The organism is Burkholderia sp. PAMC 26561 (genome assembly GCF_001557535.2).
Lineage (GTDB): Bacteria > Pseudomonadota > Gammaproteobacteria > Burkholderiales > Burkholderiaceae > Caballeronia.
In genome coordinates this window covers 752595-777688 of the sequence record NZ_CP014308.1, presented here as the reverse complement: position 1 = coordinate 777688, position 25094 = coordinate 752595, and the positions used below count along the sequence as shown (strand labels likewise).

The 25094-nt window shown below is 57.1% G+C and carries 20 protein-coding genes and 1 pseudogene; 6 read left to right on the top strand and 15 right to left on the bottom strand.

The window, feature by feature from the left end; all coding sequences use genetic code 11:
* Positions 1-2: 2 nt before the first annotated feature.
* The 3 genes from AXG89_RS26570 to AXG89_RS26560 all read right to left on the bottom strand — a co-directional run bounded on the left by AXG89_RS26570 (position 3) and on the right by AXG89_RS26560 (position 3630).
* Positions 3-1817, bottom strand: coding sequence for a hypothetical protein (locus AXG89_RS26570; RefSeq protein WP_062174005.1), 1815 nt, complete (start codon positions 1815-1817; stop codon positions 3-5).
* Positions 1807-2964, bottom strand: coding sequence for a tyrosine-type recombinase/integrase (locus AXG89_RS26565; protein ID WP_062174003.1), 1158 nt, complete (start codon positions 2962-2964; stop codon positions 1807-1809). Before AXG89_RS26565 ends, AXG89_RS26570 begins: the two co-directional genes overlap by 11 nt.
* A gap of 69 nt (positions 2965-3033) precedes the next feature.
* Entirely contained in the window at positions 3034-3630 is a 597-nt protein-coding gene (locus AXG89_RS26560) for a ParB/Srx family N-terminal domain-containing protein (protein WP_062174001.1), read from the bottom strand.
* A 292-nt stretch (positions 3631-3922) separates the two neighbouring features.
* Between AXG89_RS26560 and AXG89_RS26555 the strand changes: the two genes are divergently transcribed.
* The gene (locus AXG89_RS26555; RefSeq protein ID WP_236873524.1) at positions 3923-4249 is read left to right on the top strand and encodes an antirestriction protein; all 327 of its coding nucleotides are present in this window, start codon (positions 3923-3925) and stop codon (positions 4247-4249) included.
* A gap of 646 nt (positions 4250-4895) precedes the next feature.
* On the opposite strand, the gene AXG89_RS26545 is transcribed toward AXG89_RS26555, so the two are convergent.
* The 3 genes from AXG89_RS26545 to AXG89_RS26535 are packed head-to-tail and all read right to left on the bottom strand — an operon-like array spanning position 4896 to position 5938.
* The gene (locus tag AXG89_RS26545; protein ID WP_162916148.1) at positions 4896-5108 is read right to left on the bottom strand and encodes a hypothetical protein; all 213 of its coding nucleotides are present in this window, start codon (positions 5106-5108) and stop codon (positions 4896-4898) included.
* 11 nt (positions 5109-5119) lie between these two features.
* Positions 5120-5722 (bottom strand): LPD29 domain-containing protein, encoded by a 603-nt coding sequence (locus tag AXG89_RS26540; protein ID WP_069638451.1) that lies wholly within the window; start codon positions 5720-5722, stop codon positions 5120-5122.
* A 30-nt stretch (positions 5723-5752) separates the two neighbouring features.
* Positions 5753-5938 (bottom strand): hypothetical protein, encoded by a 186-nt coding sequence (locus AXG89_RS26535; RefSeq protein ID WP_062173992.1) that lies wholly within the window; start codon positions 5936-5938, stop codon positions 5753-5755.
* A gap of 502 nt (positions 5939-6440) precedes the next feature.
* Between AXG89_RS26535 and AXG89_RS26525 the strand changes: the two genes are divergently transcribed.
* The 3 genes from AXG89_RS26525 to AXG89_RS26515 all read left to right on the top strand — a co-directional run bounded on the left by AXG89_RS26525 (position 6441) and on the right by AXG89_RS26515 (position 8630).
* Positions 6441-7430: an IS1595 family transposase gene (locus AXG89_RS26525; protein WP_062173989.1), complete on the top strand. Its 990-nt coding sequence runs from the start codon at positions 6441-6443 to the stop codon at positions 7428-7430.
* 154 nt (positions 7431-7584) lie between these two features.
* Positions 7585-8280, top strand: a complete 696-nt coding sequence (imuA, locus tag AXG89_RS26520) for a translesion DNA synthesis-associated protein ImuA (protein ID WP_062173988.1) — start codon at positions 7585-7587, stop codon at positions 8278-8280.
* A 20-nt stretch (positions 8281-8300) separates the two neighbouring features.
* Positions 8301-8630 (top strand): hypothetical protein, encoded by a 330-nt coding sequence (locus AXG89_RS26515; RefSeq protein WP_062173986.1) that lies wholly within the window; start codon positions 8301-8303, stop codon positions 8628-8630.
* Between the two features lie 139 nt (positions 8631-8769).
* Here the strand turns inward: AXG89_RS26515 and AXG89_RS26510 are convergent, their stop codons facing one another.
* Complete coding sequence (locus AXG89_RS26510; protein WP_062173984.1) at positions 8770-9069, bottom strand: H-NS histone family protein; 300 nt, start codon at positions 9067-9069, stop codon at positions 8770-8772.
* A gap of 192 nt (positions 9070-9261) precedes the next feature.
* Here AXG89_RS26510 and AXG89_RS26505 point away from each other — a divergent pair, with 192 nt between their 5' ends.
* Positions 9262-9663 carry a hypothetical protein gene (locus AXG89_RS26505; RefSeq protein WP_069638450.1) on the top strand — a complete coding sequence of 134 codons (402 nt, stop codon included), beginning with the start codon at positions 9262-9264 and terminating at the stop codon, positions 9661-9663.
* A gap of 124 nt (positions 9664-9787) precedes the next feature.
* Here AXG89_RS26505 and AXG89_RS26500 read toward each other — a convergent pair.
* From AXG89_RS26500 to AXG89_RS26490, 4 genes and pseudogenes are all read right to left on the bottom strand, one after another.
* Positions 9788-10746: pseudogene (locus AXG89_RS26500) on the bottom strand (SOS response-associated peptidase family protein).
* A gap of 90 nt (positions 10747-10836) precedes the next feature.
* Positions 10837-11853, bottom strand: coding sequence for a Y-family DNA polymerase (locus AXG89_RS26495; RefSeq protein WP_335671979.1), 1017 nt, complete (start codon positions 11851-11853; stop codon positions 10837-10839).
* A gap of 14 nt (positions 11854-11867) precedes the next feature.
* Positions 11868-12104, bottom strand: a complete 237-nt coding sequence (locus tag AXG89_RS44410; protein ID WP_335671978.1) for a Y-family DNA polymerase — start codon at positions 12102-12104, stop codon at positions 11868-11870.
* 58 nt (positions 12105-12162) lie between these two features.
* Complete coding sequence (locus tag AXG89_RS26490) at positions 12163-12543, bottom strand: LexA family protein (RefSeq protein WP_335671977.1); 381 nt, start codon at positions 12541-12543, stop codon at positions 12163-12165.
* A gap of 89 nt (positions 12544-12632) precedes the next feature.
* Between AXG89_RS26490 and AXG89_RS43400 the strand changes: the two genes are divergently transcribed.
* A complete protein-coding gene (locus AXG89_RS43400; RefSeq protein WP_062173980.1) occupies positions 12633-12944 on the top strand; it encodes a hypothetical protein in 312 nt (103 codons plus the stop codon).
* A 1081-nt stretch (positions 12945-14025) separates the two neighbouring features.
* Here the strand turns inward: AXG89_RS43400 and AXG89_RS43395 are convergent.
* The 4 genes from AXG89_RS43395 to AXG89_RS26455 form a co-directional block, all read right to left on the bottom strand.
* Positions 14026-14451 (bottom strand): hypothetical protein, encoded by a 426-nt coding sequence (locus AXG89_RS43395; protein ID WP_236873523.1) that lies wholly within the window; start codon positions 14449-14451, stop codon positions 14026-14028.
* 83 nt (positions 14452-14534) lie between these two features.
* Complete coding sequence (locus AXG89_RS43390) at positions 14535-15278, bottom strand: hypothetical protein (RefSeq protein ID WP_236873522.1); 744 nt, start codon at positions 15276-15278, stop codon at positions 14535-14537.
* Positions 15279-15729: 451 nt separating this feature from the next.
* Positions 15730-17481 carry a DUF4236 domain-containing protein gene (locus AXG89_RS26460; RefSeq protein WP_062173975.1) on the bottom strand — a complete coding sequence of 584 codons (1752 nt, stop codon included), beginning with the start codon at positions 17479-17481 and terminating at the stop codon, positions 15730-15732.
* Between the two features lie 117 nt (positions 17482-17598).
* Positions 17599-24216, bottom strand: a complete 6618-nt coding sequence (locus tag AXG89_RS26455; RefSeq protein WP_062173973.1) for a DUF3320 domain-containing protein — start codon at positions 24214-24216, stop codon at positions 17599-17601.
* Between the last annotated feature and the right edge of the window lie 878 nt (positions 24217-25094).

Below are 25094 nucleotides of genomic sequence, written 5' to 3'. Positions count from 1 at the left end.
GTTCACTCCAGCGCCGGCAAGCGCGGCAAGACTTCGGCCAATACGGCCGCCTGCGCATGCAACGCGTCCGGGAAGTCGGGCAGAATATCCCGCACCAGGATGCGGTAGCTGGGTGCGTAAAGCAGTTCCCAGCGCAGCGGATCGAGCTGTTCGCGAGAACGCTCAAACGCCTCTTTGGCTCGGAGAATACGAGCTAGATGCGGCGCGTCGATCGGTATCACCAAGCCCGGACAGCGCAGGCAACCGCCAATGTGCGGACAGGTCTGCCCTACCTGCGTACCGGGTGCCTCACCAGCCCGCGGGTTCAGGCAATCATGACCGAACGGCGCTGTCGCGCGAGTGGCGAGTTCCGGAGCGACGATGTCGCGCTGTATTGCATGCGTGTCGGCCTCACCCACAATCCACCCGACCATCAGACGCTGCAGTCGCGCCACGATGTCACGCCGAATTTGCTCAGTGCGCGGCCCCTTGACATATACCTCAGTTGTCGTCACCGACACATGGTTAAGGACCTTCTGCACGTGCACGATGTCGCCGCCCGAGGCCTGGTAGTGTTCGGTGGCCACGCTGCCACGCAGAAGCATCGCAGCGAAATCCGGCAGCAGCGTGCGCGGACGCTCTGGCGCAGCCCGGTTCCAGATAGCGATGCGCTCGTTGGATCGAGCAACGAACCCTGCGACAGCATGCGTGATTGTGCTCAATGAGACTGGCGCGACGGTGTGCGTCTTCTCGCTCTTGACCAGGAACAGATGCTCTCTATCACGCAGCGATGCCTGTGGGACCAACGGTGCGGTCATTGTTAACAGCTTGTCGATGAGGTTCGGTGCGGCGTAGCGTCTGCGACGGTCGAACGAGCGGCGCTGCGCACGCTTCAGCTTGTCACCGGCCCGCCCCTTGTCCCAGTCGACGATCACCCGGAACTCTTCCAGGGGATGCGGCCGCTGACAATCCCGCCGAAACAATATCAGCGCCTGCGGATTCGCCGCCGTCTGGATTGCCAGCGCAACGTAGAACGGCAGCAGTGCTTCACCCGTCAGGTGCAGGTAACCTGCTAATGTGCGTAGTCCCCCGTGACGCGTAATGATAGACCTGTTAAAACGATGCCCGATGAGAGTCAGTTGCGCCGCTATGACCCCGTCGCTCACCTGCGCGAGGTCGCGAATCAGGCGGTATAGATCCGCCGATACTCCTGCGGGCACGATGTCCTGGTTCAATATCTGTTGCCCCAGCTCAAAGCGCTCCCAGGCAGCATCAATTTCCTCGTAGCATGCCCGCAAGATCGCCTTGAGCTGGTCCTCGGACAGGCGCCCCCGCAGCGGGTGCTGGTTATTACGGTTTGGATAGGTCCGAAACGGGAAGTCGATGCGCTGCGGCAGGCGCGATGGATGGAGCCGTTTCGTCCAATTCACAAGGTTGCGCAGATAAGACAGCAGGTTGGCACGTGCTGACAGCGAGCGAGGACTACCAGCAGGGGTGGTCTGTTGATCCAGCCATAAGATGTAGCGTCCGATAGTCGCCGTGTTCAGGTCGTCGGTCGACGCAATGCCGCGGTCCTCTCCTGCGAAGCGCGCAAAGATCTGCAGCGATTGCCAACAGGCGCGCTGTGTATTAGGCGCGGACGCCACGTGGTGATGGCGAAAGGCATCCGCGAAGACGTAGGTCACATCGTTTGGCAAGGCGAGCGTCATCAGGTCGTAACGCCGGACGACGTCGCCCCAGCCATCGTGGAACACGACAACGCTATCGCTTCCGATCGCCTTCCCGGCACCGGATGCGGTCATCAGGCGCCGGTCGATCTTTGCGCGGTTAGCTGCCATCGAGGATCAACTCGCCGTAAAGGTAGTCGATGCTATCGCCCAACTCGCGCTCGTTGACCTCAACGCAGCGCAGGTAGATGGCAGTGCTCTGGATCGAGCTGTGGCCGAGCAAAACTTGTACTGTCTTAAGCGGATTAATGTCTGGCTTAAGCAGCGCTTGACGTTGTAGCCTTACCAGCATGGTCATGGCGAAGGTGTGCCGTAACCAATGGACGGAACCACTTAGGCCCGCGGCGCGAAACGCCTCGTTGAAGACGGCCGACATTCGCTCGCGAGTTATCGCTGCGCCTTGGCTATTCAGGAAAAGGGCATCGGGCGGTCGGTAGTCCGAATGCTGCCGGCACAGGGCGCGGATCTGCGGCGTGCGGATTTCGTCGATGTAGCGATGCGTGCAATCAACTAACCGGATCGGCGGATATGCAGTGCGCGGCCGATCCCCCTTCGTGATGGTCAATGCGACGCCAATCAGGGGCCTGTAATCGGCGTCAAAGTGCGCCGTCTCGGGTATCTGGAACACCGACAGGCCGCAGAGTTCCTTCCGACGCATTCCAGTGACTAGCGCCCACTCAGCGATCAGGCGGTAAGGCATCGCCAGCCGGGCGAAGAGAAGTTGCAGTTGGTCTACACGCAGCGGGCGCGGCAAGCGCTCGTGCTCGGACACAGTCAGCGCGTTGGCCGACACTACCAACGCTCCGGTATGTAAATGGCCAAGAAAAGAATGTCGTCGCTCGGCAGACACTCGTACATCGACAAAGTGAAAAGGCAGTTCCTCGATCCGGCCTCGGTCGCGAGCCCACTTGTAGAAGCGACAAACCGTATGGATGCGGTCGTTCACGGTGGATCGGGCGTAGGGTCGGCCGGTATGTGGGCTGGGATTCTCCAACATCCGGTTTCGATACGCGGCGATGGTGGCTTCGCCGATCGCCTGCCACTCAAGTCCGGACTGCTCGAGGCTGTCGAACCAATCGTGCAGATGCTCAGCGTAGGTGCGAACCGTTTCCGCTGCGTGCGAGCGGCCAGGGATTGTCGCCAGTTCGAACAAGTAGGAGAACGCCGGTTCGATTATGGCCATTCGATCAGAGAGGAGAATCGGAAAACCGGCCGGTATGCCCGGGTTGCACGCAGCCGCTCGGATGATTCGTGCCATTGGTGTCCTCCGTACTTCTCGTGCTCATCCACATCGTCAGACAGTGGATGGGCCGCAAAGCCTTGCGGCTCAACAACAAGGACGGTCGGCGTGACCTGCTGTTATCAGGGACACGAACCGCCGGGTGACGCGAGCCAGGGCAAGCTTGCCCTGGCTCGCGTTAAGGAAACTCCTTCGCCAGATTGAGGACTCCCAATGACAAACGAATGACAGGGAGAACAGGCAGGACACTTGAGGCGCGTAACCTAACATCGGTTCGCGGGACTCGTTCTCGATCAGCGAAGCCGCCACGGCTTCGGCTTCAGTCAGCACCTTGACGGGGATGTTCATGTCGGGGTTGATCTTGCCTTGATCCGCTAATAACTGGAGCGCGGCGAGGCGACGCTGACCGGCGCAAACGCACAGCTTCGGGTTCTTGCCGCGTGAGCCTTTCGCTGGGTGGGCCACCAAGTTCTGTAATAAGCCTTTGGCTAAAATGCTGTCGGCCAGCCCCTCGATGCCTGTTAGCGCTCTACGGCGCACGTTGAGCGGCGAGACGCTTAACCGGGACAAAGGAACAGACGCTATCGACGTTTCAGCAAAACTTGTTTCCAGCACCGCTCCGATTGCACCCGACCCGTTCGCATTCTCTGCCACTGCAACATCAACTGAACGATCATCCATCATTTGCTTCTCCGATTTTGGTCTTAGCGATGTGCTCGACCACTGAGTACATAATAGGCCCTTTATGCCTATTTAAACAGTCTTTAATTGTAAACTAGAAGTTACACGTTTTATTGAGTTAATACCTTTACCATTGATCGCCAATTCCTTATTATATTGAGGTGGCCGAGCATATTGCTAAGGCCCGTTTTAAGGAAATAAGATGTCGAACCCTTCTGATGTATCTGCAATATCCGCGAATCCAATTCCGGAAAACCTTCGACACCACTTTCTTCCTAGGCATCTAGGAGGTCTAATGCTGAAAGGGGAGTTTCTGGTGTACGGATGGCTAGGGAAGCTGTCAGAAGACTATGGTGGAGGGCTTTGGAACTTCTATGACTTGTCAAACGGTGGTTTTTATATGGCTCCGTGCGATGAGAAACGATTTAAAATCGACGTATCGGGAAATTATTTCTCAGGCGAAATGAGCGCCGATGCCGCAGGTATTGTGGCATCGCTATTTGCCCAATGCGATTTGGCCAATCGATACGGCATCGATAAACTCATCAATCAGTATCATTGGCTTCGCGATTTCGCGATTCAACATGCGGAATCTAATTTGATCATGAGGGCCATCGACTAGTCACCGGAGGACCCGGTCGAGAGGCCGGGTAACTCGCTCGCCTCGACACGCCCCGCTCTTGCAGACTGGGGGTGAGCCGACCGCTAAACTATCGCGCGCACCGTCGCGCCTGGAGCGAGCGGCACGGGGACCCGCGCTAGTAGCGCGGGGAGAGCCGCGGACCCGAAGCGAAGCGAAGGGGCGCGACAGCTGGGCCGTAGCGGACCACGGTTCGGGGTCGTCCAGTGGCCAAAGGCCACGGTGTATCCCCCGCTTTAGCGGGGGCTGGATGCCAAAAGGCGTCTCACGCAGCGCAACTTAACTTTTTTGAGGAAGAGACGATGGATCAAGCAACTACAATCAGACCGGAATGCCTGCGCCCAGCAGCTGACGGCTGGTTGCAACCGACCGGTCCCGAGGTTCGTGAGGTTATCGAACGCGCCGGTTTCACAGGAAGCAAAGCCGGGAAGTATTTGGGCATAGCCACTCAAGAGACGGGTGGCTGCCGCCAAGTCCGTAAGTGGATCGCTGAGGACGCGCGCATCCCCTATTCCGCGTGGGCGTTGCTATGCCACGCTGCGGGTCTGGGCCTTATTTGGGTAAGTGAACCGGTTTGAGCATCAAGAGCACGTGCCAAACGCGCGCGTCTGGTGCGGCGCTGTCCGCGTTAAATCGCATAGTCGTAATATGCAACGAATTCCGCGTGTTTCGCGTTGCCCAGGTCAAACGCCCCAGTTTGCATAATCCCGTCATAGTGGCGCAGGTCTGAACCCACAAATCCATTGCCCGTGAAGGTTCCGGCGTAACCGAGCATAGAGTATGTGGCGGTGGCGTTATATCCGACGACAATGCGAGCGGTTTCATCGCTTATTCTTTGCATGGACGAGCGGCTCATACGTCGACAGAAACCGCAGAATACCCGGCTCCAATACTGCGGCTGTAGCCGTCGCCGTGGGTGATGAACTTCCTCGCGGCCGTCTTGCTCGGGTTCACCTTGAGGCGGTCCGCGTGTTTTGCCAGTGCCTGGTGAATCATGGTTTGAACGCTGCTCGCGCCGTCCCAATGAAGCCCAGGCAATTGGATGCGGTACAGGTCCCCGGAACGGAACTGTTGAACGGTGAGACGTGTGACTCCGGCCTTTCTGAAGTTGCCGGCGTAGCGGCGGCTCACGCTTGCAATGGCGCGCTCCACCGCAGCGTCCGAATAGCGGCGGCTTGACGTGATGTAGTCGGCGCCGAACCGGACTTGCTCGCCGTCCGTCATGTGGTGGATTGAGCCTTGGTAGTCGATCGAGCCATCGAAATAGGCTGCTTTGAATCCCTTCGTGATCGATTCGACTTGCGCCGCGTTCGGGCCATCGGTCCAGCTCACATCTATCGATGCGCCACCGCTGTAGGTGCTGCTACGCACGGAAAACTTAACCCCCGGAAAGGCTTCCTTCAGCGATTGGCGAATAAGCTTGGCGGTTTCGGCACAAGTAAAATAATTAGTCATCGTAGTTGTCCTTAATATTGAGTTGAAAACCTAGATCCGTGTGACGCTGACGTTCCACCACGGTGCGCCGTCGAACACCATGCGAATGCGCGTGCCATTTAAAAGGACCTCTTGGACATCGCCTTTGGCATATGCTTTTTGGTGGGCCTCGGAGGGCGCGGGAGGAAATCCCGCTTCGTTGGTGAGGTTGCTTGTGTGGGTGGTCGTTGCGCTCATAAATCCGTCCTTTGCTTGTCGTTCTGTTTCATCTGCTCTTCGGAGCCGCCTCGACGCATGTTTTGCACGGGGCGGATTCGGCACAAGGGCATGCCCGGAGGCCGCAGCGAAGCGCAGCCGCAGGCGAGCATCGAACGGGTGAGGACATGGCGCAGCAAACCCTTGTGCTGAAGCCGGTTCGTGCTATGCGTCGATTAAGAGGCGGCTTTGAAGAGCAGAGGAAACGCGCTTTGAACGACAGGCAAAGGATGGAGCGCGGCGACGTGGTTCCCACACATGCAACCTCACGTGCGGGAGCCGCCAGGCTCTCGCACACTTGGCGCATCGCGCCACTGTTCAAGGGTGGGTGAGCGGAAAGCGATTGGTTTGTAACTGGGTCGGTCCCGCGTCAGCCTAATTTTCGCGTTTTCAAATTCCGCGTTCTGGCATCCGGGATCCGGTGTACGATACTGTATGGATATAAGGGCTATTCACTTAGCGCCAACGGAGCGATCATGTCGGCGTGAGCGAATTTCAACCTACCCCTCTTGCGGGCTTCGACTACCCTCGGACGTGGAACCAGTTTGAAGAATGGTTTGCCACCGAGGACGACTGCGCGCGTTATCTTCAGCGACTGCGCTGGCCAGATGGATTCGCTTGCCCGGATTGTAGAATTAAGGGTGAACCATATCGAAGTAGCCGCGGACGCCTGATCTGCAGAGCCTGCCGCCATTCGTGCACGGTTACGTCAGGTACGATTTTAGATAAGACACGCACGCCCCTCAAGGTTTGGCTGGCAGCTGCGTGGCATATTACGAGCCAGAAATCAGGCATGAGCGCCTTGGGTTTGCAGCGTGTACTGGGCTTTGGTAGTTACCAAACCGCCTGGACCATTCTGCATCGCTTTCGGCGGGCGATGGTTCGCCCGGGGCGAGAGCGCTTGCAAGGCATCGTCGAAGTAGACCAGAGCTATCTTGCAATTCGTGATCGCCGTGTTACCCCCGTCGGTAAAGGCACGAGGGGGCTGACCACTAAAGCTATCGTGGTGATTGCCGTGGAAATCTTGGTGCCAAAAGGGTTCGGCCGTATCCGTATCCAGCGAATTGAAGCGGAGTCGGGCGCCAACATCGTTCCGTTCGTGAGAGAAGTCGTGGAACGCGGCTCCGTGCTGCGTACGGACGGCGCAGCCATCTACCGGGACCTGCGGGAGGAATATCAGCATGAACGGACGGTGGTCAGAAACGTGATACCGGCGGATGCCATTCCAGCTCACATGCCGCTGCCTGGCGTACATCGGGTGGCTTCGTTGCTCAAGCGCTGGCTCCTCGGTACACATCAAGGAGCAGTTAAGCCGGCCCAGTTGGAACACTATCTCGACGAATTCGTGTTCCGCTTCAACCGACGCGCGTCACGTTCTCGCGGCCTTATTTTCTACCGCTTGCTCGAACAGGCCGTTCAAGCCGACCCGATCACCTACCGTCAGATCGCAAAAAGAACATCTCGCGACGCTTAAATTTCGGCTTGCGGGATGGTGGCTCTAAGTGGATAGCCCTTATATTTGTACAGTATTAGAGGGCGTTTTCATGAATCGCACCGCCGTCCAAGCGCAGCCGGTACGTCTTCCAGACGAGCGGGCGCGTTCTATCGATGCCCTACTTGACGAGACTATGTATCCCGGGTCGGGAGGAATAAGTCTTTGGCGAGGGACGCAATTGGCGCGTGCCCATGGGCGTACCGTGGACACGGGTTACGCCGCACTATCAGCCGAGCTGCCTGGCGGCGGCTGGCCGTTGGGAACAATGACCGAGCTGCTTTTACAGCAGCCGGGGATCGGCGAAATGCGTCTGCTGGGTCCTGCCATGGCGGCGGTATTAGATAAGCGCTCGATTGCACTGATCGCCCCGCAGCAGATTCCGAATGCGCACGGTTACGCCTTTATGGGCATTGATCCAGGCAAGCTCATGTGGCTGAAGGCTGCTAAATCGTCCGATGCGCTGTGGGGCGCGGAACAGATCCTCAGAGCAGGCAGCTGCGGTGCCCTCGTGCTCTGGCAGCAACATATCCGCGCCGAGTCGCTCAGGCGCCTGCTGCTGGCAGCACAGAGTTCCGAGATGCTGTTTGTCGTCATGCGGCCGCTGGCGCGGGCCCAGGACTCGTCGCCGGCGCCCCTTAGATTTGCCGTTCGGGCGGTCGCTGAGGGCGTCGCCGTCGAACTGATCAAGCGCAAAGGTCCCGCTGCACCGGCGCCGATTATGATCAAACTTTCTCCATCGCCCAACTTGATCAGCGAGCATCGTCGCGTCCAACGGCGCACGGTCGAACTGCCCGTGGCTGCGGTCGAGCACGCCGCGATCACCGAATAGTTCGTACCGAGATCGATGCGATGGCCAAAGCCCTCCCTGAGTTCGCACCATTGAGCCTAAAGGAACTGCGTTCGCTTTGGAAGAAGTACCGAGGCAACGAAGATATCGAGCGGCTCGTGTTGGAGGTTCAGTTCAGCCGGGGTGTAATCAACGAAGTCGACGACTACTTCAAGATCATTCATCGCACATGGAGACAGGAAAATTTGGGTGAATTGATCGCGATCGAAAAATTGCGGCTTGTGTTGGTCAAGCAGCACCTGCGCCAGACCGTCCTCGCCGAGATCAAGCCGGCGCCCAAGGGAACGAAGCCATCTGAGCCACCCGAGCCCGAACCTGCGTTGGTCGACTGACCGGGGCCCATGACGCACATCAAGGCGGGTTCGATAAATGTTGGAACTACAACGACTTATGGGCTTTCAAGTGATGTTGTCCACAACGCTGTCCACAAATTGTGTGGACAACATCGTGGGCTCGGTATCGTGGCGAGGATCAGTCAGTGATAGCGAACTTGTCGCGATCCTGGTCCGCGATCCAGCGAGGGGGCTTGCCGCGACCGCTCCAGGTCGCGCCTGATGCGGGATCACGGTATTTTGCAGCGACAGGCGCCGATTGCTTCCGCGGGGCGCGGCTACTGCGTGGCTCGAGGTCTTCGGGCTTAACTTCGTATAGGGCCATTTGCTCGCGGATCCATTCGATCGCGTCACTGCGCTCGGCGTTTCTCAGTTCTTCAATCTGCTTTTCCAGTGCTTCACGTTGCGCAAGCAGGGCGCGGTATCCAGTGTCCGTCATTTGGGTCGTGTTTTCTTCTATGATTAGTGATGTGAGTTCGACCGATAAAGGCTCCGGCCGTTCCAAAAACGAAGATATGGCAAAGCAGTTACGTGCGCCGCTCTGTGCCAATTGTACGTTGACCAGGACGTGTGACGGCGAAGCGCAATCGACCCTTGGACGATTCGACATTAGGTCAGGACAAAAATTAAAATGAGCACGCAACTAAGCAATCGGTGCAGGACATCCCTATACCGTGTGATATTCGGTAAGCCCAACAGTAACGACGAACGCATCGTCTTCCTGATGGCCGGCAGCCGAGAAGCCGCGTCCAAGCGGGCGACATCGGTACTTGCGGCGCTCTTTGACATCGAGCCGCTCGAAGTCTATCTGTACAACCTCGCGTCCTTCGTCGACCTGGTCGATTCGGGCGTGAGCGACGACGAAGACCTTCGTATTTTCGAACTGGGTTGGAAGGGACCCATGGTCAGTGTATGGGCTGAACACCCCCTGTTCCTCACCGACGATTCATCGCTCCTTGGCAAGTGGGCCGAACTCTACGCGGACCTCGCCAGCGCGACGGCAGTGGAAGCAATCAGACGCGCTCGTTCTTAAACTTATCCCGCAGCCACGCTGCTGTTAACTTCACTCGGTGAACCTAGTCGGCCTTCTGAATGGAGGGTTCGAGTGGCGGTCCAAGCGCCGACGCTCACGGAACGTATTCGCGGTGCTCCTCGGCTCAAGCGGCAAGCCGATACTGGTAATACGGCTGATGACGATCGTCGAGAATGGCGTATTGAGCCGCCAGGTTGGTCGGGTCTGGATTGAGCCAGGCGTTTATGTTCTCGGGCTTGATCGGGACGATACAGCGGTCGTGACCGGCGAGCGCGTTTCCGCTGGGGGATCGTCGGTGACGGCCGCAAACGACAACAGGTTTGGCTCACCTTTGCCTGTCCACTTCGACCAGAGGCAAGCGATCAACATGTCCTGCGGCGGATTGGGCTTGAACTCGAGCACGAGGTTTTCCTCTTTCTCGCCTTCAGCCAACTCACGAGACTCGACGCGGTGACGGGGTACGTTTTCATAAAACGCGCTCACCAGCATCAGGCCGTGTGTGTATCCGAAGAGGCCCTTCCAGAAGCCTTCGAGGTTGTCTCTCCTCGCGTTGTACGTTCCGGGATACTTGGTGTCGTAGAACGCCGGCTTGCCGGCGGGACGACATTGATACCGCATTGGCTTCACCACAAGCTGACCATTTTCGACAACCATCACCGGCGCGTATTGCCCGGGAAAGATCCGTGAGTCACGGTCCTTCAGCTCAGTCCGGTTGAAGTCCTCCAGCTTGCCGCGGATCCAAGCGATCTTGTCGGTCGCAATCCGCTGGCTTTCGGTCGCCGCTTTGGTGGTCTTTGTCAGCAGCGTACGCTCGGCATCGGCCAGCCGCGTGCGCTGTTTGAACAGGTCCTCTTCAAGCTTCGCCGTTTGGCCAGCCGAAAACTCGACGATCGCTTCTTTGATGCGCGCCTCAGCATCCGTTTGCGGCAGCAGGAACGGCGCTTCCATTCCCTTGGGAATTTTCGATTTGCTGCCACTTCGGCGGTCCCAAAACAGTCGAAAAAATTCATCGATGTCGATGTCCGCGCCATACACGTGCACGTATTTGCGATAGTCCGCGGTGATCTGAGCCGAGTAACACATGACGAATGCTCTCCATCTCTTGTTCGTGAACCATGATACCCGCGTGGCCGGCGCTGGTCGAAGAGGTGATCACCCTTTCACTAACCAGTCCTATCGCACAATGGGAAGCGCTGCCCAGTCAGACGTGTAGGCGGGACTGCGCCTGTCCTGATTCATGTGCCATGTTCTACGCTGCTCAACCGCGCCGACCTTCAATGTCCCACGTCCGTACTTGTCGTTGATCGCATCAAGTGCAACCATCATCTTCGCTTGCCGACTGGCATCGCGACCGAAGAGCTCGCCTTGCTCAATCGACGTTGATTGCAACTCGTGAAGCAGCACCCCGGCCTTCGCATACCGGAAACCCTCCCGATAGATCTGACGCAGCCCGAACAACGCCGAGTCGACCAGCGTCAAGGTGTCCGACGTCGCTGAAACGAGCGGAACATTGATGGCGCGACTGTACTGCGGGTCGTCGCGCTTAAACGGACTCGTGCGAATAAAAACCTGAACCTGATTGGCGTGCAACGCTTGACGACGCAATCGCTCGGCTGCTGTCGCGACAAATTGCGTGACGGCCTGCGTCAGCTCATCGAGTGTATAGACGACATGACCGAAGCTGCGCGAGCAAAGCACTTGCTTCTGCGGCTGCCCCGCATCTTCAAAGCCGTAGCACGCGATGCTATTGAGCTCGAGCAGAGTCCGCTCGAGCACTACGGAAAATTGCTTGCGAATGAACGAGGGGCTCACGCGTTTGAATTGCAGCACCGTTTCGACACCCATCTCATGCAGACGCGCGCCAATCTTGCGGCCGACGCCCCAGACCTCGCCAACGTCCACGCTCGCAAAGATACTGTCGCGCTCTTCTGCCGTCAGTATTCCGATGTCACATACACCATGCCAGACGCGTCCCACATTCTTCTTCGCGATGTGGTTCGCCATTTTCGCGAGCGTCTTCGTGGGACCGATGCCGATGCACGTGGGAATGCCAATCCATTGCAGCACCTGCGCGCGGATCTGAAGGCCATAGGTTGTCAGGTCACAGCGAAACCCGCCTAGGTCGAGAAAACATTCATCGATCGAGTAGATCTCCTGGACCGGCGAATACTGGCCGATCACTGACATCATGCGGTCGCTGAGATCTACAGCGCGTAATTTGAGCTGAGTGCGATAAGTCCGTTGGTGCGCTCGAGGTCGCGAATCTGGAAATACGGCTGCCCCATTCCCACTTTCAAATTTTTCGCTTCTTGCGATCTCGCGACTGCACACCCATCATTGTTGCTGAGTACGACGACAGGTTTTCCGATGAGCGACGGCCTGAAACACCGTTCGCACGAGACGTAGAAGTTGTTACCGTCGATGAGCGCAAAGGTGGTCATCGACGTTTCTGCGGATGCAGCAGCTGACGCAAATTCCACGTGACCACACCCCATACGCTCATCTCCTGCCCTTCGACGAACGTGATCGGGGGATAGAGCGGGTTCGCGGCATGCAGACGAACGACCCCGAGCGTTTGTACAAGCGCTTGACCGTGAACTCATCATCGACGCAGGCAAGGACCACTCGACCATGCACCGGCTCGATTGAACGGTCTACGATCAACCGGTCGCCATCAAAAATCCGGGCATCAATCATCGAGTCCCCTTCGACCTGGAACAGGAATGTAGCGATCGGGTTGAGCACGAGCACGTCATTGAGATCGATGCGCTTTTGCGTATGGTCCTGCGCCGGACTGGGAAAGCCTGCGGGCACCTTCGCCAGCACTTCGATGAGAAATGAGCCTGCGGCGTCGGCGGTGATGGGAATCGGGCGGCTCATGGACAGACAGCACTGTATGGATGTACAGTATTCGATAACCGGTTTTGAAACGCTGAATTGCCCCTTTTTAGTCGATTGCGGAGGCTGTTATGGATATGCTTGTTCGACGAAAGCATCCGATGCCGGAGATGGCGGCCTTCGTCGCGGAACTGCGAGCGGCCTTCGGCGACTCGGTGGACGAAGCGGTGTCTCGCGGGAAGAGCGGCGAGCCAACGTTTTACGCGCGGGAAAACGGGCGCACGGTCGGTACGCCGCCAGCAGACCATCACAACGCACGGAAGGCGTCCGAAGACGTTCGCGCTCGTCACTATTGCGACGGGTGTGACGGAAGCTGCATCGGAACCGCGATCAGGTGCAGTCAGCGCATGACCCAAACGATGCAAGTCCAACAGAAACGCTAGACGAGGAGTTGCATGTTTGTAGAGAATGAACGGCGCGCAGAATTGCTGTGCTTCCTGGTCGTGACCGCTGCAGCGTCGCATAGCTTGACCAGTGAATGGCGGGTCGACCACGTGGTCGAGAGTTGCCGGCTCTGGCTCAGACGAAACGCTGTAAAGATGCCGTGGCTTGAGCGAGTCAACCTGGGGCAGCTCGCGTTACGACTCGCGAGACGCGACCTGTTTAAAGCCAAGGTCGTGATCCGGCAGGCGCACGTTCAAGCATTGTTCACGGGAGATATGGCGTTGAATCTATCAAGCACCATGGTTCAGGTGTCTTGGCCATCTGCGCGGACGCTATTGCGCAGCGCTCTTAGCAGTATGGTCACAACCAACAAAGTCTATTCACCGCTCGATGCGTGAAGCGTCAAAACGGTCTCGACCAGCAGTGGGGCCGGTCGTGGGATATATTCTCCGCAAACGGAGCGGAAGATGATGAACGCAGAACTGATCGATATCCCTAGACAAGAATTGGTCCATCTACTCGATTACATGGTGTGGGAAATGAAACACCGAGGACGCGCAGATGTAGTGACTTGGCGCGACGAACTGTTAGCTCGGGTAGATGGTGAGACGCAAGACGTGCTGCGAGCCATTGCAGTTTGCGACGACTACCTAGCGCCGGAGGGGTCGGTGGAGGGTCGACTCGCTCAAGCAAAGGCGTGGCCCTCCCTAGACCCAAAGTGATAGTTGCCAGCAAAGCGGCGACCGCTTCAGCAGCACATTGTCTTTAGCCGATTAGTCGGCGAAGAGTTCTGAAAAAATTGTCTCGTAACGGGCATTGGCTCGAGTTCGACAATCCTAAATCCAAGCGACTCATAGCGTCGCGTTTCCCGAGCCGCAGTCAAACCGAACACAATTTCGAATGCGACGCTTGGGGGCGCCGGCAGTCCGAAGCGCATCGCACAGCTCGAGGCCTTGAACAACGACTCCAGCCGAACGCCCGTCTAGAAGTTGGCCACGGGTACGGGTACGTGAACATGTCCACGTTTAGCCGTGGGCGCGACGCCGGTGAGCGGTATATGCTGAGCTCTGCACCGGCGGGTCACAGAGACTGAATGGCCGCAATCACACGTTTGCCCAGTTGTTGCGTGTTTGCCTCAGTCCCGCCCTCATACAGCGTCGAGATTCTCAACTTCTGTGCAAGTATTCGAAGCACTGGCATAACGGGCGTTACCGGGTGCCCATCTTGCTCCAACTCGATGGGGCCATTCGCCATCCGCTTGAGGACATAGCCATCGTAGGTCTCCTCCTCATTGGTTGATGAGGCCGGCTCCCAGGACACTTCGTTGGAATTTCGTAATAGTCCTCGAAGTAACTCGGCGGCTTCGAGCGTTCGCCCAGCCCAAGCACGTGACAACGCATAGGTAGCCCCGCCAAAGAAAAATACCTCGTCGGGTGCGAAAAAATAACGAAGCTTCTTGCCCGGGAAGGCAGCCTGAAATGCTGCTTCGTCCCCGTGGCCAGACACAGATATAAAGAGGTCCCGCTTCCGCTAAGAGATTTCCTCGCGAATCCGGTCAGGCGACACATTTTGATTGATGGCTTCTCGCACTATGCAAGCATCAGTCTGCGTTTCGGTAGATTCGGAAAGAATAGCTCGCCAATCGTTACATCGTATCGTGTGGTGTCGCGAGTAGTATTACGGGCGTTGTCCTGCTCTATCGATTTCTCGCGCAAAGCCACCGTGTATTGAGCAGCTTCCGGCAGTGGGATAACCTGCTGGACGTCCAGCAAAACCCGCGAATCAACGGCGTGAGGACGCATTTGTACGCATCGGATGTCCATCTTCCCTTGCTTGTTTAGCCAAAGGACCGCTGTTGTAAGTTCCGACGAAAAGTTCGCCGACGCAAGTACGATACGCACGGTGTCTGTGAATACGATAGGCCCCTCATCGACCTCCAAGAATTCGCGAATCGCTTGCTCCGGGTCTTCACCCGACCCATTGTTCGTTAGATACTTGCGGTGGGCGGCCACTGCTTGTTCGAATCGCATTGTGGAAATCATCGCCGCATATCGCAACGCCTGCAGGTCCATATGGGCACCCTCGTCGCGCTTCAACTCGACAACTACCAAGTTCGCGTTCTCATCCACGCATAGCAAGTCGATTCTGCGATTTGCTCCAGCCCAATCGCCGAATTCTTCTGCAAGTACCTTCGTTCGCACACCGGGCGTGATGGCTTCGATATGTGTGCGGACCGCACGCTGAATATCGGTCCTTTCACGCAAGCCGAGATTTCCGAAGGTGCCCAGCGGGATTGGCTGAAGACCAGCGCCGGAGATTTCGAATAGAGCCATGTGATTCCAGTTTTCTAACGGGCAATCGTTGGTTTATCTATTTGCTGAATGCCAGGAGCGCAGCCAGCTGTCTGGATTTCAAAACAGCGTCAAGTTGAACAGTGCGAGTTTGGTTCGCTGCAAAATGCATGCGAGCAGTGCCCAGCTTTTCGGTCTTGCTGAACATATCATCCATCAGCACCTGGTCAAGTTCGTCGACGTTGGGAAGCCGCCGCACATCGGCTCTTCCAGTGTCCCATGCAATCTGCACACCATCTGGCGCTTCATAGATGTGGATTTTTCATTATCCGCAGGTATATCGCGTTGTCGTAACACGACCTGTCCGCGTACGGACCGCCTCGCGCTTCTCCTGTCATGTTCCAGAAGCATCCCCTCGCCACCCATGTTTTCTGTCACAACCGATGCCGACTCGTTTGAATGTGTTGATTTGCCCTTGCTTTTGCGGAGCTCCCTATTGCTCATTAACCTTACCGGTCTCGGCAATCGCTGCAAGCGCAACACTCTGGTCGGCGTACCACCGGATTAGGCATTCGCGCTCATGGCATTGGTGCTCACGGTAATTCCACTGGGCCCGAGTCCGCTCTCTGAATGCAGCTGGGTCATCCGCAACGGCTTTTGCCTTGGCATAGATTGCTGCCAACTGAACATCGTCCGATGCCAGCTCGGCGTCGCTGCAAATGATGTGCTCGGCGACAGAACGAGCCTTCGTGCAATCAAAACTGGTTTGCTGGAAAGAGGCCGCCGGAGCTGTGTCCGTCGCCACCGAATCGCCTACAGCGGGCACTGCGCCGTTTTCCTGTGCCCAACCCGACAGCGGTGTCGCACGCACAAGCAGGTCAGGCCATGGGTACACCTTTTTGAAGGCGTTATCCGCGGAATTTAGCGTTTGCTTCAAGACCATAACCCCTTTGCCGGTCGCTTCATTGATGGCAAAAGCGGCCTGCTCAGTGCTGCACTCATGTTCCTTGCAACCCTGCGCGACCAGATAGCCGCCTTGCGACTGGATGCCCGCTGAGTTGGTCACGGCGAGCCGTTCAGAGATTTTTTTCCAGTCAGATCGCGAAATGCCGTTGAATGCAGAGCGGAATCGTTTGTCGTTCACGACGTCAGAAGGATACTTACCAACAAGCCAGCTGAAGTCCTGGACCGAATGAGCTGCAATAGGTGCCGCGACCGTGCTAGCAGCGGGCACCGCGCCATTAGTACCGGAGGTGGCCTGCGTTATCGCGTCGGACTGGAGCGTCACCTGCTCACCCTCGCCATGAAGAGCGCTATGGTGCGAATACATGATGAGGGTCAAGACAACCGCCACCACGGTAACTGCGGCGGACGCCGCCGCCTTGAGCGGAACGTGGTCATTGCCCGAATGGACCGCTGGCCGCGGCGTCACCTCCACTGTAAGTTGGGACTCAAACCACTCGCTCGCCTCCTTAATAGCGGCGGAGGCCACCGCCTTCTTACGCGTGAAACTGAATGTCTTGTATCCACCGTAGGCAAGCGCAAATCCTGTCAAAGCGAGCCCCATAGGCACGCTAAGGACAGCCATTAGGAAACATCCCAACAGCGCCGCAAACAAAGGACCAACAAATCTAGGGACTCTTGGCCACGCCTGCACTCTGACCAGAAGTGCGCTCGCGGCTGCCTGCAGTTCGCCGCGAAGTCCACGAGCCGCCGCACATTTGTGCTCCAACTCGTAGAGAGCCAGCATCGCTTTCTCTTTCTCGGCAAGCGAAACCGTACCAATATCTATGGCCAGCTTGATGGCTTTCGTTGTCAGCGCCCAGTCTTGAGCGAGTGTGTTGAGGAACGGCCGGTGCTCCTCGAGCGTTACCGCATCGCCGATGTCAGCATCGTGAACATAAACGCCATGCGAGAGAAAATACTGTAGTAACGCACTCGTTGTGCGTGACTGCACCTTGTGAACGAAATCCTGCGTGGCCTGTTCCCTTTTTGATAGATTCTCAGTATTCATATATCCAGTACCTGTGTTCGCAGGTGCGTAGTGAATCTCCCGACGGTTCTTTTTCTCGCCCTTCAAACTTGTCGTATATCTGATTCCGGTACCCGGAATACTTGTGGTGATGCGTCCACGTGTGTTGTATGTGAAGCCCTTTCCACCAAGAGACGTGCTAGTTCCGCTCTTGCTGAGATTGATGCGAATACCGGGCGCAATTTTTATACTTTTCCTGAAGCCCCAACCCATGTCATCCCCCGAACACCTTGTCCAGCGAACTAATGCCGCCTGTCCGACAAGGCAAAATTCTGCCCGTTGTTCCGACGGCCGTACACTTAATGTGCCGGCCGTCGGGCCAATTTAGTCTCAAGCTTCAGCGTTCGGAGAGATGGCCTTCGTCGCATCTAGCCAAGCCATTTCCAGGCGCGCTCTGCTGCCCGCGTTAAGTTTGCGAAGCCCAACTTCCCGGGCCATCGCCGGCACGCCAGATTCTTTGTCGTGCCCCACTCGCATCATGTCAAACGCGAGTGCGCGAAGTTCAGCAAGCGAAACCTCATCGACTGACCGTGCTGTGCCATCGACGGGTCGTCTGAATCGAATCTGCGTTTCGGCGAAATCATCTTTTGCACGGAAAAACGTGCCTACATCCTCTGGGTCGCTGCTGCAGTGCTGCAAAGCCAAGCGTACGACCCGGTCCTGGATTTTCGCGCCCGTCCGAACCCAGCCATGAGCCCGTGCAATGCGACGCGCGAGGACTTCGTCGCGAACTGGTCCTTCCACTCGTACGACGTGCTCAATCAAGCGCAAAAGCGTCGGGTTATAGACGATGTCGAAGAAGGCGTTAGCATCAACGGCGTAACCCTCGAGCGTCAAATCGACCTCAACGAAACGTTCCTCAACCGAGTCGGCTAGATTTGAAACGGAGGCATTTCGAGCGTAAGTGACAGGAAGCACGGTAGCGTCAACTGCGGCATCGACGTCCGACGAAATATGGGCCGCCTCGGCCGAGTGACCCACCTGTTCATCCGGCATTGCCATAACGTCCGCGATGACCTGCTCCGCAAGGACTGTCGCCTCCTGCTCGGTCTGCGCTCGCTTCGCCCGCTGTTCGGCGAGCAGTTCCTCAAGCTGGCGATGAATCTTTTCGAGGGTTCCCTGCATATCAATCCACCAGTCGGTCGACCAGATACGCAGAATGTCCCAGCCTAGCCCGCGCAAGACTTGCTCACGCAATTTGTCGCGGTCGCGTGCGGTTGCCGAACGATGATAGGTCGCGCCATCGCACTCGACACCGGCGAGGTATCGTCCAGGTGCGTCCGGGTCGACTACGCCAAGGTCAATCCGGAATGCAGAGACGCCGACTTGCGGATGCAAAGTCCACCCCCTTTCGGTGAGCGCGTTCGATACTGCTTTCTCAAACGGACTCTCGAAGTCTCCGAGGCTGCCTGCGACGGCCTCGCCTAACGCACGCGCACCACGGTCTGCGAACTCCAAGAAGTGCTTCAAGTCACGAACCCCGAGGGCCTGGCTTCTCGACAAGTCCATCTGCTCCGGACGGAAGCTACTGAAAACACGAAGCTCCTGTCTTGCACGGGTAATAGCGACATTTAACCGGCGCTCGCCGCCCTGCTGATTCATGGGGCCGAAGTTCATCGGCATGTTTCCGTCAACCCCCGGGCCGTAGGTCGTTGAGAAGTACATGATGTCCCGCTCGTCGCCCTGCACGCTCTCCAAGTTTTTCACAAACACTGGTTCGAGCTGCGTTTCGAGAAAGAAGTGCTCAATGGAGGGGTCCCTGCGGCGTTCTTCGTCGAGCAAATCCTCAATGAGCGATTGCTGTTCAGAATTAAACGTCACGACACCGATGGTCAAGCCGCTGTCGTGGAAACCAGGTGCTTTCATCTTGCCGACTAGGTCAGCTACAAGGGCTTTGGCTTCTGGCTTGTTTGTCCGCGCGCCGCCGCGCTCGTACTGACCATTTGCAACATGAGTGAAGCTGACAGCACGGTCGTTTGTGACCGGACTCGGGAATGTCACCAACCCTCCGTCGTAGTAGCGATGATTCGAGAATGCAATCAGGCTTTCGTGGCGGCTACGGTAGTGCCACGACAACTTCATGGTCGGCAGATTGGCACCGATACACTCTTCGAGAATACTCTCCAGTTCGGTCTCGACGTCCGTGTCGTCAATGTCCGATTCCGCGCGGTCAAAGAAACTCGTCGGCGGCAGCTGTTTGGGGTCGCCAACCATGATGACCTGCTTCGCACGCGCCATCGCGCCAATAGCGTCCCACACTGGAATCTGTGATGCCTCGTCGAAGATGACAACGTCAAAGTTTGCTGTTTCAGCTGGCAAATACTGTGCAATCGACAACGGGCTCATTAAAAGGCACGGCGTCAAGCGCATTACTGCACTCGAGGCCTGAGACATCAATTCCCGCAGAGGCAGGTGCCGAGTCTTCTTTTGCATCTCGTAGCGCAATAGGCCCCATTCAGAGCCTCGCGAGACACGGTCCGGTGAAGGATGTCCCGCGGACAGCTGCGCACGTACCCATGCCTGAGTTAGGCCAATGAACCGTTCATCAAGCTCACGGAAATCCCGAATGCGTTTCTCGTGCTCTGCGGAAACAAATGTACGCAACACGTCGTCGACGTCGACGACCGCGTTCAACCACCATCGGCAGTAATCGGTCTCAAACGCCTCCTTCACGCGCTCCAACCGGACTGCGCCTTGTTCAACACCAGCCACGAGCGGAGCAAGCCCCAACGCAAGAGCCGATGCGCGGGTCTTACGCCACGCACACCAGGCATTCAACCGATTCGAGCTAGCCAAGACGTCGCTTGCACGTGCGGCCAGTGCGGTAGGGATAAGTGCACCCAGAGTCGCGACATCAGAACTCGGCAAGCCGCTCGCGACTGTGAATTGCGTCACTGCCTGATTAAACCCCTTTAGTGCCTCGGCATACATACGCCCGGCAGCCGCAATCGCGCCCGTCGGCTCAAGCAGAACATTACTATCGCCCAGCAGCAATGCAATCGGGCTCTTTACCGCCGCCAGCGCATCAGGCGAATTTGCCATCAATGCAAGCGCGCCCGATAGCGCCTCGAAGAAAATAAGCGCTGGTTCGATTGCCTCCAATTTTGTCTGCAGACCGTTCCATAGTCCGCCGGTCTTCGCGGGGAGGTCGTCAAACTCCTTGAGACGAGCACCGAGCGCAACCACGTCGCGCATCTTCTTGAGGTCCGCCGACGCGACGGCACCAGCACTGCCGCGTTCGATAACGCTGAAGTCCTCGTCCTGCCAATAGCTGCTAGCCACTGCTGCTGCCAGCGCACCCTGAAAGACGACGTATGTCTTCGCGACAGCCAAATCCGTTTTATATCCAACCCAAACGCCGTCTGTCTGTTCCTCGAGTCCGGAAAGGCGATTGATTAACTGGTCAATCTGACGAAGTTCTCTGATGCGAGCGAGGTCTTCACGCGCCGTCTCGCCACACTGACCCCGGCTAACCGGGTCAAGCCCAACATCTTCCCAAGCCGCGCGTATGCGAGCCTGTTCGAGGGCAGTTTGGAAGCCAAGGGAAGCCCGCGCGACATCAAGTTCCGTCTTCAGTCCCAGCCATGCGCCCGATGTCGGCAACGACAGTTCGTCGAGCGCTTTAATTTCTTCTTGAAGTGAATCAATCTGCTTGAGACGTTCGATGTCACCGCCAATGTCGGGCTCGCCTCCGCCGGTCGACAGGTCCACGAGTTTCTTCAAAAGCGAGCGGCGGCGCATCATGCTCATCGGCCAGGACGAATCCTGCAGCTCCCGCCACTCGAGCTGGAGTTGCTGAACCGTTGCCGTCGAAATACCGTCTTTGTATTTGAGTGACAGTTGGTCAACCACGTCCTGGCGCTTTCGCAGCAGCTCAATGCCGGCGGAAAGCCGTGACCTTAGCGATTTGTTCCACGGCTGGGAAAGCTGCGAATGAAGTTCGTGATAACGAGTGAGCTGAACGATACCTTGTCGCACATCCTCCAAGACCTGGTTGCCCCGCGGCGCTGAAAGTGAAGCGTGCAGTTCGCGGTGTCGTTCGACCAATGGTTTCGCGACGCGCAGATAGTCTGCAATTGTTTTTGCATCCGGACGCAGAACGAACTGCCAATCGTGCCCAGACGCAGACGGCAGAGTCGCAGCCATGAGGCGCAGGCCTTCCCTAACACGGGTGTCGAGAACAGGTGGCGGTAAACCGATGGCGACCCTCAGTTGCTCAGTTGCCGCTTCGAAACGGGCGACCCCCGGGCCAATGGCACGAGCCGAATCTAGCAGCGCGGCTTGCCACAGCGGCGACCACTCAGTCTGAACCACGTGAGCGAGTGGGCTCGACGTCAACTGCCCCTCTCCCATCAATTTCGCGTGAACATCCAGCAGCTCGGCCGTCTCACGCAGCGTTCGCATTGCAACTGAATCGTGAACCCTAGCAGATGGCCATGAGAGCTGTAGAACTGGCATGTCATGCCAAGCAACGACGCGTCCAATCGCCTCGTAGACGCTTAGCCCGTTCGGGTATCGAAGATGCAAACGTTCGACATAACCATTTAGCTGATTTCGCAATCCCTCAAGCCGTGCAGCTTCCGCATGCCATTCATCAGGTTCCAGAGCGGCAGCAGAATCCCACGATGTACGCAGCTGTTCGAGAACTTCCGTCTTACGTGCTTTGTTGGAATGTAGTTCGAGGCAGAAGTTGCCAAGACCCACTTCGGCGAGTCGGCGATACACTACATCTAGCGCCGCCATCTTCTCCGAAACAAAGAGCACACGCTTTTTTTCCGCCAGACATTGAGCAATCAGATTCGAGATAGTCTGGCTCTTCCCCGTTCCCGGAGGTCCGATGAGAACAAAGTCTTTCCCCTTGCTTCCTGCCACGACTGCTGAAAGCTGCGACGAGTCGGCCGGCAGCGGGCAGAAAGTGCTCTCCACCGGAAGCTCCACGTCGAGTCTTCTCGCGTCCGGAAACTCAACCGCGCTCTCATAGGAATCGCGCGGCGTTTCGATGAGGTGCCGCACGACCGCGTTCAGCTTTAGTTGCTCGGTTCGCTCCGTCAAATCCTTCCACATCAAGTACTTTGCGAACGAAAAGGTAGCCAAGACAACGTCCTCAACGACTTCCCATCCCTTGATGTCCTTGATAGCGCTGGAGACCGTCTTCCATATGCCCGCGACGTCCAAACCGGAATCATCCTTCGGCAACTCCGTGTCCTGGATGCCCAGTTCCAGTTCGAAATCCTGACGCAGCATTTCGATAAGGGTCGGGTTGAAGCGCGGCTCGTCGTCGTGCAACTTGAGGCTGAACCCGGAGCGGGCGCTGCGTCGCTCAAGCGACACTGGGACCAGGATAAGTGGCGCCCGGTACTTCTTGTCATCTTTCGCGTCACGAGTCCAGGACAGGAAGCCCAGCGCTAAGTACAACGTGTTAGAGCCGCCTTCCTGCAAATTGGTACGCGAGGTACGGAAAAGCTCAACGAGTCGCGTGTCCATCTCGTCCGGCGACAGTCCGACAAAAACCTCTTTGCGCTTTAAAGCATCTAACGCGTGGGAACGCCGGATGTTTTCGCGCTCACGCGCTTCGTGAATTGCCTGGCTACGAGGGTCGTTCCCATCCATTAAGTCCGGGCGCGTAAGCAACTTGATGACGTGACCTTCGGCTAGAATATCCTCAAGGTGACCCGGGTCAGGTGCATCCAGCTTCAATGATTTCTTGCCAGCCTTGAAGCTCAGCAGGTTGTTTCGAAGCGACAGGTCAAGAAGCTTCCGCTGCCAGCGGATCAGTCGGTCCTCTGGGCGTTCGACAGCCTTGTCGTCCGCAGAATTCTCCAGGTCTTCTGGCAACTCCGGAGAATCCTCAAGTCCGCGTTCCAAATTTGTTCCTTCCGTGCCAGCCGTCCCTCGCTCAACCACCTGCTCGCTGGCAAGCGGCTTGATGCGTTGCAGTCGAGCGCGGCGAATGTCAACAGCCATGTGAAAACTGCGTTCGGCTTCCTCGGAGATTTGCTCGTCACCATTCCCGATGGCGAAGCTGAAAGCCGGGTAAGGTCGGTGCGTGAGCATCGTCGACTCGAATACGACCATTTCCTTCAGCTTCACACGTTTGCGTAGTGCAGTCACATCATCGACAACAGAGGTCGAGAACTCTTCCGCTTTCAGCCAGACGCCCGGGAACGCGTGACCGTCAGTAAAGACAAGGACAGCGTTGAGTCCTGCCTGCTCAAGCGCAGCGCACACAAATAGTGCGAGGTCGAGACAAGTGCCAAGGCCCGAGTCGACAATCTGACTGGGGCTGCGTACTTTCTGTCCGAACTGTTCGAAGCTAGCCGGGGGCACCGCATAATCGAGCCCCATCGACCCAATTGCGCTCCATATAGCGGAAGCCAATTCCCAGGCCCGGCGCGGCCCTTCCTGATACCCGTTAATCGCGCCCGACTTGCCGGCTTTGTGGAGTACGTCTGCGGCTTTCTTCAAAACCCGCTCTATCGCTGGTTCATTCGGTTGAACGAATGCCGCGACCATATCAGGTAAAGCCGAGAGGCCGCCCCATTGATTGCGCGGCAACAGTTCAACGGTAGATTCAAGCGAGGCGAGCTCAACAGGCTCTACCAACCCCGTCGTAAGCCTGAAGGTTATGACCGCCCGTTCCGATTCGGTCAACCGACCTAGAAGCGCCCCGTCCAACGACAGGTCGAGGTCGCGAATGCGCACATCCGTCCCAGCCGCGATATGGTCCAAGTGCCACGTCTTCGGTTTGAAAAATGAGGGTTCCGACGATGCGGTTAGCCTCAACTGCTCGATATCGTCGTCGGTCTCATTGGCAAGCGAGAGTTCGTGGACAATAGGGACGGCGTTCTGGAAGTCGGCCAGATTTATCTTGCCAGCGAGCGTGGCTTTAATCTGCACGCAATGCGGCTCCTCCGGCGTTTCTGCCGGCTCAACAATACTCTCGTCCATCTGGCCCCCATCGCTGTGCTTGTATGTCTTCTATCAGTTTGATTATGTCGTCAGCTAGCCGTGACCCATATGCCGAGAAGGCACGCAGAATACGGGCTTTTCATGGAATCGGCGCCGGCAAGGAACACCTGTTTGTTCCTAGTCTCCGCGTTTACCCTAAATTCAATTCAGGCCGCCGAATACGCAAGGACACAAATGCCATCTTCAACTCGCTCAAAGGTTCCGGAGACAAACAATGCCGCCACTTTCTGTGGATGACAGAGCCGCTACGCATGCTTCGGCTCGACAGCGTATCACCCTGGTTATCGGCGCTAAAGCCGAGAACATTAGGGCTGACTTGTGGGTATAGACGGCTTGCAAAGCAGCCGCACACTTGGGCGTGCATTACAAGACTTGTAAGAAAAGGCATACGATAGTTGCGATACAGCCGACGGAACACACCATGTCTCAGAAAATGCATATTCCCGTGCGCTCGGATTCGCATATCCCATATTTTCAGCGGTCGATTCACTTGCAACTACGGTCCGCGTTCGGGCGCCGCGAGTTCATATGCTCGCTTCGGACCGAAGACGCAGCCGGTCGCAGCCTTCCGGTCCGCTCCATTACTTGCAAAACTGGAAGAACTGCTTCACTTCGCTCGTACTAGCTCGGCGACAACATTTTGCAAGTGCCACGGACTAGCCTCGCTATATGACGCATACCGAGACCGTCTATTCGCGGGCCATAAGACCGGACGTAATCTCACTCAATACGAAAGACCCGCGTCAGACGATGGCAAATCCACATTGTCGACATTCCGCCGAAAGCGGTACGAATTCCGTCCGTCGATGACCGCGCGATTGCTTACACGCCATCGCGCGTACGTTCTGGCTTGGGAT